The following is a 9,651-nucleotide window of genomic DNA, read 5'->3' as shown; positions in this document are numbered from 1 at the left end:
ACACAGTAGATCAACTCACACAACCCATCGACCCACACCACAACCCACACCACAACCCACACCACCACACCCCACATAAAACAAAACCACACAACACTCAACAAGAAGATGCATTCGGTCACATTGAGTTCTTTGATCCAAGCCAACCGGTTTTGATGGTCTGCAATCGCCAACTCGCATGGGTCGATACGTCGTGCGTAACGCAGATGTCAGACCGCATCGGCCAACTCGTCTTCGAGTTGGGCCCAAGTGGTGCGCTATGCAGGCAATGCGCCCATGTGTGGTATCAGACTATGGGCCCTCCCCGCCGATAGCATGCTCAATGTGTACCACTTGGGCAGCCATCGCGATCGCCACGCCGATTGCAGCCCGGCGCTGATGCATATAGATTCGGTTGTGGTGAAGTCGGTGGGTCAGGCACCGCCAGCTCGGTAGTGACAGTGATAAAGCTTTGCCGCAGGATAAAACTACCGGTCATCATATGGCGGCGTACTAGTACACCAAATCGCTGAGGGCCACTCGATTCTGCGGGTCAAGAATCAGGTCAGTCCATAGTGTCCGCAAGATAACCAACTGCTCGCCGACGCTGGCTGGCAAGTTCTACACCACAGGCCCCGAGCTTTTCTTTAAACCAGCCTACCCTCGCGCATAGCCGGAACCTCCTGCCTGAAAACACATAAACTGTGGCAGCAACATTTGGCAAGTGTGGCGGGATGGTGGTTAGGCAGTACCAGCACCGCAGTAGTCAACTCCAGTTGGTTCGTGCAGCCTGCTAAGAATACCAGCAGACTAAGGCTCGGGCAGTCAGCTGCCCAATCTGCTCGGCTGAAGCTATCGTAAAACTATAAACCCTATCGTATCGGGTGGCCAAGACAGTGTGCTCGAAGACGATTGATTCCAACCTACACAGTTCAAAATGACTGGCAAAGCTCACCATTCAGTTCGGACTCTCGGTGACGCTGTCGGCAACTGGTTGTGACGACCCCGACCTTCGAGCGGACAGTCATAGCACCCGAAGTTAGGCAGCTAAGCGCAGGAGTGAACTGAGGGCGCAGAGCCTCGGCCAAGGCGGCGGCCCTAATGATTCAGGTAAGCACGTCTTCAAACAGCAGCAGCTGGTCGTCGGGGCCGGTCAGCGGAACCCGCCAGTCGGATATGCGTCAGTGCACCCTACTGATTCTGCGTCCGGCGGTCATTGACTGTGTTGATCAGCGCCACCCCCAACAGCCACGAGGGTGTGTTACCCAAGATACCGATAGAGGACCAGAACAATCTGTTCCGGGTCGTTTGCCTGGTCTCCCAGTAGCCTGATCCGACGCCACTCAACATATCCAGGCTTTTCAGTTCGGCACCGTCGGGTCAACAGTCCCCGCGACTCTCGTAGCCGCACATGGTTGCTTGCCAGATAGCCAACGCTTGGGAACCGCTAGTTTCGTCTTTATCCATCTCAAGCCAGAGCATCGAGGTGTTCAACAGCCCCCGTGGTAAGTAGTCACGTACCCACGGTTCGACCGTGCCGGTGCCGAGTTCCTCTCCGACGATGAGCGCTCCGGCCCGGTGCGCTTTCAACGTGACGATGCTCATTGTCGCTTCGTCGATGCTCAATCATCGTTTCATGGTCTTAGCGCACGTAGGTACTTTGGGTTGGCGGTGCCTCTCAGGGATCACCACAGCCGGAACAACCTGATGATGTGGTCGATACGTACCCACCGGCATGGCGTAGTACAGCGCTGAATCAGCGCACGTAACGGTCAATACTCCAAGCTCATCTAAACCGATTGGGTCGCCATGGTAGCTGCAACCAGTTTTGGCCGAGTCGATTGAATTGTATCTAGATAGCATGCTTGTCTTTACGTCCCACGTAAGTATTCTTTACAGTGCTAATATATCGAACTATTCAGGTGTACGCCTACAGTCAGGTAGTGTATGACGCCCAACGCGGTATTTCGTTTCGCACTACATGCGACTATGCCGTGGCGAGTTGCTCGTCAAGCTGCCATTGCGCCCAGCGGTGGAAATCGACGGTATTGGAATGTCTTTCAACGAGACGAGGACACCGGCACTGGCCGGATGTTGCAGGTACCTCGGTCGACAGTGCCATTCGCTGCTGTAACGTTCGGCTAACGCGCACCGGGTGGCGAAGTTGTTACGGTTTACAAAAGGTGGCGTATGCCATCTGCTAGCCTGCTAACTGCGGTACTCAATGCAGCTAAGTTATAAGTTAGGAGCGCCGCCCGCTTTGCCATTCATGCGCTGTCACAATTGATAGTGTCGAGTAGGCTGGTGCTTTGCTGAAATACGGTCCGCAGTTCCCGTACTTGGTCGCAATTCTTCAGGCCGGGGAATTTCGGGATCGTTTCGACGCGAATTATGAAGATGCCAATGTGACCAATACGAATATACAGCGTATTCAAGAAGCGTTGCGAAGTCGGCAGATACGGTAACGGTTCCATGCGACTTGTTGGAGTGGGCCGCGTGCAAAGGATTGACCAGCACATAGTAAGCACCGTGCTGGGGTATCGGCTACACTCCGCGGTCTCTCATACCGGTGAGATCATCGATACCTCACGATTGCCTAGATTGCACACTAGTGGAGCCGTGTGCTGCTAGACCCCACGTCCGGCAGGTGTCAAGCTGCTCTGGCAGACCGACCCAGTTCTGTGTCACGATGAGCGCTGTGCTGGTTTGGGGATCGCTGGGACGTAGCTGCACGCGGTGGTAGTACAACGACAAGTTCGTGGGCGTTACGAAGCTTGCCTCGCCGATCCAGCGTCCGTCCAGGTCAAAAGGTGCAGTGAAGTTGTCGACCTGCTGTCGCCCGCCCTGTTTCGTGCTGTCTTCGAGCTGCACTCGCACATTGGTTGGGAGCGTCGTGGTTCACATGCACCCAGAATCGCATTTGCACATCGGCGTAGGCTGACGATCGTGGCCAGCATCGAATGTGCTCAATAGGACCTCAAATACGTGGTCAGAGCGGTGTTGCGTTCCTTCACTCGGTGTCGTCTGCCACACCGAGGGTGACAAGCGCATCTGCCAACGCCATCTCAGCTGATGTGCACTTGACTGCCGGTCCAGTTCGCATATGTGGTTGCACTGCTAAACCGCCTGGTGAGTCCGGGCGAGCAAAAGCGCGAAAGCTAAGCTATGCCTTCAGTCTTGTATCCCGGACGCACCCCATGACGGCTCGGCTCGTCCACTTGCCCCCAGTTGGCTTGGGATGGTCTAGCCTACGATTATTTTGCAGGTCAGCGAGGTGGAGACCGAAATGGACGCTCAATCAGGACGAGCTAACTATCCACGGCTACCTTGCTGGAAGGGCGCGAAAATCCAGTTGGGGATCTCCAATGGGAAACAGAGAAGGCGGTAATTTAGCAGTTGCTTTGGCAACCGTCCACTCCAACTTTTGGTGCGATCCCGTCAACCGGCAGGGTTCAAGAATGCCTCCGATGGGTGGATAGACCACACCATGGCCAAGTATGTGCAGGTGATTTACCGTTATCGATATGATCAGCGCATCGCCCTAAACCCGGGTCAATATGCAGGCGTTTTTTTAGACCAGAAGGTGATTTAACGTGGCTGAAGAGAGCCGCGGGCCGTGGGGGTCGGGGTACGGCCTCGGCTTGTCGACACGGACCCAGGTGACGGGTTATCAGTTCCTTGCCCGCCGAACTGCAATGGCGTTGACGCGCTGGTGCGTTCGCATGGAGGTGGAACCAGGTCGCCGCCAAACACTAGCGGTGGTGGCGTCGGTTTCCGCGGCGTTGGTGGGTTGCCTGGGAGCGCTGTTGTGGTCGTTTATCAGTCCATCTGGCCAGCTGAATGAGTCGCCGATCATCGCAGACCGTGACTCCGGTGCATTATACGTCCGGGTGGGTGACAGGTTGTACCCCGCTTTGAATCTGGCGTCCGCGCGGCTGATCACTGGGCGGCCGGACAATCCGCACCTGGTTCGGTCCAGCCAGATCGCCACGCTGCCGCACGGACCGCTGGTGGGCATCCCAGGCGCACCAGCGGAGTTCTCGCCTCAAACCCCGCAGACGTCGTCATGGCTGGTATGTGACACGGTGGCCACCTCGACTGGAGTTGGGGCACCGTCAGGGGTGACGGTCACCTTAATCGACGGATCCCCGGACCTGTCCGGCCATCGGCGGGTGTTGAACAGTTCGGACGCGGTAGTGCTGAACTATGGCGGGGATGCGTGGGTTATTCGGCAGGGACGCCGGTCACGCATCGACGCCATGAATCGGTCGGTGCTGTTGCCACTAGGTTTGACACCTGAGCAAGTCAGTCTAGCGCGCCCAATGAGCCGTGCGTTGTTCGACGCGTTGTCGGTGGGACCTGAGTTGGTGGTGCCGGACGTGCCAAACGTAGGCAATCCAGCTTCATTTCCGGGAGCTCCGGGTCCAGTGGGTACGGTGATCGTTACGCCGCAAATCAGTGGTCCGCAACAGTATTCGCTGGTGTTGGCTGACGGCGTGGAGACGCTCTCCCCACTGGTTGCCCAGATCATGCAGAACGCCGGTAACCCGGGGAGCACCAAACCGATCACCGTTGAGCCATCTGCGTTAGCAAAGATGCCGGTGGTCAACAAGCTAGATCTGTCTGCTTACCCAGATACCCCGCTGCAGGTGGTAGACCTCCGAGAGAATCCATCGACTTGCTGGTGGTGGGAACGGATCGCCGGTGAGAGTCGGTCTCGTGTTCAGGTGATAACCGGGCCAACTATTCCGATCAGTTCAGCCGACGTAAATAAGGTGGTGCCGTTAGTGAAGGCGGATACGACTGGATGCGAAGCCGACCAGGTCTACTTCGGTCCTAACTATGCGAACTTTATCGCGGTCACCGGTAACAATCCGGCGGCACAAACAACAGAATCGCTATGGTGGATCACGCGGGCAGGAGCTCGGTTTGGGGTGGACGACACCAAAGACGTGCGCGACGCATTGGGTTTGACCGGGACGCCAAGCTTGGCGCCCTGGGTGGCGCTGCGACTATTGCCGCAAGGCCCGATGTTGTCCCAAGGGGATGCATTGGTACAACACGACACGCTACCGATGGACATGACCCCTGCAGAGTTGGTGGTACCGAAGTGAAACGTGGCTTTGCGCGGCCGACGCCGGAAAAAGCTCCGGTTATCAAGCCGGAAAACATCGTTCTGCCAACACCGTTGAGTATTCCACCACCAGAGGGCAAGCCCTGGTGGATGATTGTGGTGGGCGTCGTAGTGATCGGCCTGGTGTGCGGCATGGTCGCCATGACCTTCGCCAGCGGTTCAAGGGTGTTCGGGGGCGCCGGCTCGATTTTCCCGCTCTTCATGATCGGCGGCGTCTCGATGATGATGTTCAGCGGCCGAATGGGCGGGCAGCAGCAAATGAGTCGGCCGAAGCTGGACGCGATGCGCGCTCAGTTCATGTTGATGCTGGACATACTACGTGAGACCGCGAGCGAGTCGGCCGACAGCATGGACGCCAGTTACCGGTGGTTCCATCCGGCGCCCACCACGTTGGCCGCTGCCGTGGGATCGTCTCGAATGTGGGAGCGCAAGCCTGACGGCAAGGACTTCCACTTCTGCGTTGTGCGAGTCGGTGTGGGCATGACGCGTCCCGAGGTTACCTGGGGTGAACCGCAGAATATGCCGACCGACATCGAACTAGAGCCGGTGACAGGGAAGGCGCTGCAGGAGTTCGGGCGCTATCAAAGCGTTGTCTACAACTTGCCGAAAATGGTTTCCCTGCTCGTGGAACCCTGGTATGCACTAACTGGGGACCGTGAGCAGACACTGGGATTGATGCGGTCAATCATCTGTCAGCTGGCGTTCTCGCACGGTCCTGACCACGTGCGGATGGTAGTTGTCAGTTCCGATTTGGAGCAGTGGGACTGGGTAAAGTGGCTGCCGCATTTCGGTGATCCCCGGCGTCAAGACGCGGCAGGGAACGCGCGGATGGTGTACAGCTCTGTGCGAGAATTCGCCGCGGAGCAAGCCGAATTGTTCGCCGGCCGCGGAGCGTTTACGCCTCGGCGCGCCAGTTCGTCGGCGCAAACCCCGACACCTCACCACCTGATCGTCGCGGACGTCGTCGACCCGCAGTGGGATTACGTGATTAGCGCCGAAGGTGTCGACGGGGTGACGTTTTTCGACCTGACCGGCTCTTCGATGTGGACAGCAGTCCCGGAGCGGACGTTGCGATTCGATGAAAGAGGTGTGATCGATGCACTGCCTCGTGACCGTGATACCTGGGTGGTGATCGACGACAAGCCTTGGTTTTTTGCCTTAACCGACCGCCTCAGCGTCGCCGAAGCAGAAGAGTTTGCACAAAGGTTGGCACGCTGGCGGCTGGCCGAAGCCTACGAAGAGATCGGCCAGCGCGTGGCTCACATCGGGGCTCGAGACATCTTATCTTATTATGGAATTGACGATCCAGCCGCGATTGACTTTGATGCGCTGTGGAACGGCCGTACCGATACTATGGGCAGGTCACGGTTGCGGGTACCGTTTGGCAATCGATCCGACAACGGTGAGCTGCTGTTTTTGGATATGAAATCGCTCGATGAAGGCGGCGATGGTCCGCATGGGGTGATGTCGGGTACAACTGGTTCGGGCAAATCGACGCTAGTGCGAACAGTGATCGAATCGCTGATGCTTGCTCATCCGCCGGAGGAGTTGCAGTTCGTGTTAGCCGATCTCAAAGGTGGGTCGGCGGTCAAGCCGTTCGCCGGCGTGCCGCACGTATCCCGGATCATCACCGACCTTGAAGAAGACCAAGTGCTTATGGAGCGCTTCTTGGACGCGCTGTGGGGCGAAATCGCTCGCCGTAAAGCAGTCTGCGACAGCGCCGGTGTAGACGACGCCAAGGAATACAACTCGGTGCGAGCCAGGATGCGGGCGCGTGGCCAGGATATGCCGGCGCTGCCGATGCTCGTGGTCGTCATCGACGAGTTCTACGAATGGTTCCGCATCATGCCGACGGCGGTCGACGTGCTCGACTCGATCGGACGGCAGGGCCGCGCTTACTGGATCCATCTGATGATGGCGTCGCAGACCATCGAGAGCCGAGCTGAAAAACTCATGGAGAACATGGGCTACCGTTTGGTGTTGAAAGCACGTACCGCCGGCGCGGCACAGGCGGCCGGCGTGCCGAACGCGGTGAACCTGCCGGCGCAGGCTGGTCTAGGGTATTTCCGAAAGAGCCTCGAGGATATCATTCGTTTCCAGGCTGAATTCCTGTGGCGAGACTACTTCCGCGGTGTCACCATCGACGGTGAGGAACAACCAGTGTTGGTGCACAACATTGACTACATTCAACCGCAATTGTTTACTAATTCGTTCACACCGCTCGAGGTGAGTGTAGGAGGACCCGAGGTTGATGCGGGGGCTGCCTTTACGAACGGCGAGATGTTCGACGAGGAAGGCGCTGAGGAAGAAGCCGAAGGAGGGGTTAGGACGCCCAAAATCGGTACGGTGATTATCGATCAGCTTCGCAGGATCGACTTTGAGCCCTACCGGTTGTGGCAGCCCCCGCTGACTCAGCCTGTCGCCATCGACGACTTGGTCAACCGGTTTTTAGGTCACTCCTGGCACCAGAATTACGGCTCGTCCGGGAGTCTTGTGTTCCCCATCGGGATCATTGACCGACCTTTCAAGCATGACCAGCCGCCGTGGACGGTCGACACCTCCGGACCTGGCGCCAACGTGTTGATCCTGGGGGCCGGCGGTTCAGGTAAAACCACTGCGCTGCAGACACTTATCTGTTCGGCCGCACTGACCCATACCCCTGAGCAGGTTCAGTTCTACTGTCTAGGCTATAGCAGCACCGCATTGACCACGGTGGCGCACTTGCCTCACGTCGGTGAGGTAGCCGGTCCTACGGATCCTTACGGTGTGCGTCGTACTGTAGCCGAACTGCTGGCATTGGTTCGCGATCGCAAACGTACCTTTCTCGAACACGGGATTGCCTCGATGGAGGTGTTTCGGCGTCGCAGGTTCGGCGGTGAGCTGGGCCCGGTGCCCAACGATGGGTTCGGTGATGTCTACCTGGTGATCGACAACTACCGGGCGCTGGCCGAGGAAAACGAAGTACTGATCGAGCAGGTGAACCAGATTATCAACCAGGGCCCCTCGTTCGGTGTGCACGTGGTCGTCACTGCCGATCGCGAATCAGAGCTGCGGCCTCCGGTGCGTAGCGGCTTCGGTTCCCGAGTCGAGTTGCGCTTGGCCGCTGTGGAAGACGCCAAGTCGGTACGTTCCCGGTTTGCTAAGGACGTTCCAGTCAAGCCGGGACGTGGCATGGTCGCAGTAAACTATGTCCGACTCGATAGCGATCCACAGGCGGGCTTGCACACGTTGGTTGCCCGGCCAGCGTTGGCCAACACACCCGACAATGTTTTCGAGTCCGACAGTGTGGCCGTAACGGTCAGCCGACTGACGAGCACCCAGGCCCCACCGGTGCGCCGGTTGCCAGCCCGGTTCGGCGTGGAGCAAGTGCGCGAGCTGGCCGCCCGGGATACCCGTCAAGGGGTTGGTGTAAGCGGAATCGCTTGGGCAATATCGGAATTGGACTTGCAGCCGGTTTATCTGAACTTCGCCGAGAATGCACATTTGATGATTACGGGTCGCCGCGAATGTGGGCGGACCACAACGCTAGCGACCGTCATGTCCGAAATCGGCCGGCTCTACGCGCCGGGAGGTACCAGCGCGCCGACAACGTCAAAACGCTCTGCGCAGGTATGGTTGATCGACCCACGTCGCCAGCTGCTGACCGCGTTGGGCTCGGACTATATGGAGAGGTTCGCCTACAACCTCGACGGCGTATCGGCTATGGTGGGTGAGTTGGCGGCGCTTTTGGCCAGCCGTGAACCGCCGCCTGGTCTGTCTGCGGAAGAGCTACTGTCGCGGTCGTGGTGGAGCGGCCCAGAGATCTTCTTGATCATCGATGATATCCAACAACTGCCGCCAGGTTTCGATTCGCCGTTGCATAAGGTTGTTCCCTGGGTGACCCGGGCCAGTGATGTCGGCCTGCATGTCATTGTCACCCGTACATTCGGAGGCTGGTCTTCGGCGGGCAGCGACCCGATGTTGCGGGCTCTGCATCAGGCAAACGCGCCATTGTTGGTGATGGATGCCGATCCCGATGAGGGCTTCATCCGTGGCAAGATGAAAGGCGGTCCGTTGCCCCGCGGCCGAGGCTTGTTGATGGCCGAAGATACCGGTGTGTTCGTGCAGGTGGCGGCGATCGAGGTGCGCCGATAATATGCGTAAGTTGCGTCGTCTTGGTTAGTGTGTTTGCGTCACCTGGGAGCCGACTAACTCCAGCGCAGCGGCAATGCTTTAGGTGCGCAGAACTTCGAGGAGAATTGAATTTTGGGCGGGAAACTCGGAACCAGTTCGAACTCGGATATTTTTCATTCAGCAATTGATCACGAGGATCAGTTCTAGATGCGCTAAATGTGACACCATGAATCGGTACGATCCACCGCTAAACCCTAAACCCTAAACCCTGGGTGCCTGTGTACTTTTCCGTCTATAGCTAACTCGTCGGTGCCGGCGCGGTTGATCGCAGCCATGCACAACCGTGCCGGTTAGCCTGGCAGCAGTGCTATTCCGCCAACGTTGATGAATTTGGTGGTAACGTTGGGAACCAATGCATCCAAAGG

At 57.9% G+C, this 9,651-nt stretch carries 4 protein-coding genes; 2 read left to right on the top strand and 2 right to left on the bottom strand.

Going from position 1 to position 9,651, the window contains the following annotated elements:
• Positions 1 to 1,359: 1,359 nt before the first annotated feature.
• Complete coding sequence (locus tag MUBE_RS16335; RefSeq protein WP_207801679.1) at positions 1,360 to 1,584, bottom strand: hypothetical protein; 225 nt, start codon at positions 1,582 to 1,584, stop codon at positions 1,360 to 1,362.
• 981 nt (positions 1,585 to 2,565) lie between these two features.
• Positions 2,566 to 2,856, bottom strand: coding sequence for a hypothetical protein (locus tag MUBE_RS16330; RefSeq protein ID WP_207801678.1), 291 nt, complete (start codon positions 2,854 to 2,856; stop codon positions 2,566 to 2,568).
• A gap of 716 nt (positions 2,857 to 3,572) precedes the next feature.
• Between MUBE_RS16330 and eccB the strand changes: the two genes are divergently transcribed.
• Together eccB and eccCa are read left to right on the top strand one after the other, a co-directional pair.
• A complete protein-coding gene (eccB, locus tag MUBE_RS07935; protein WP_116540123.1) occupies positions 3,573 to 5,093 on the top strand; it encodes a type VII secretion protein EccB in 1,521 nt (506 codons plus the stop codon).
• Positions 5,090 to 9,247 carry a type VII secretion protein EccCa gene (eccCa, locus tag MUBE_RS07930; RefSeq protein WP_116540122.1) on the top strand — a complete coding sequence of 1,386 codons (4,158 nt, stop codon included), beginning with the start codon at positions 5,090 to 5,092 and terminating at the stop codon, positions 9,245 to 9,247. The genes eccB and eccCa overlap by 4 nt, the downstream gene beginning before the upstream one ends.
• Positions 9,248 to 9,651 lie beyond the last annotated feature (404 nt).

Origin of the sequence: Mycobacterium uberis (genome assembly GCF_003408705.1) — a bacterium.
GTDB lineage: Bacteria > Actinomycetota > Actinomycetes > Mycobacteriales > Mycobacteriaceae > Mycobacterium > Mycobacterium uberis.
This window is presented reverse-complemented; position numbering and strand designations above follow the sequence as displayed.

Coding starts and splice junctions, on each gene's coding strand:
- MUBE_RS16335 (WP_207801679.1), bottom strand. CDS start 1,584: ATGAGCATCGTCACGTTGAAAGCGCACCGGGCCGGAGCGCTCATCGTC.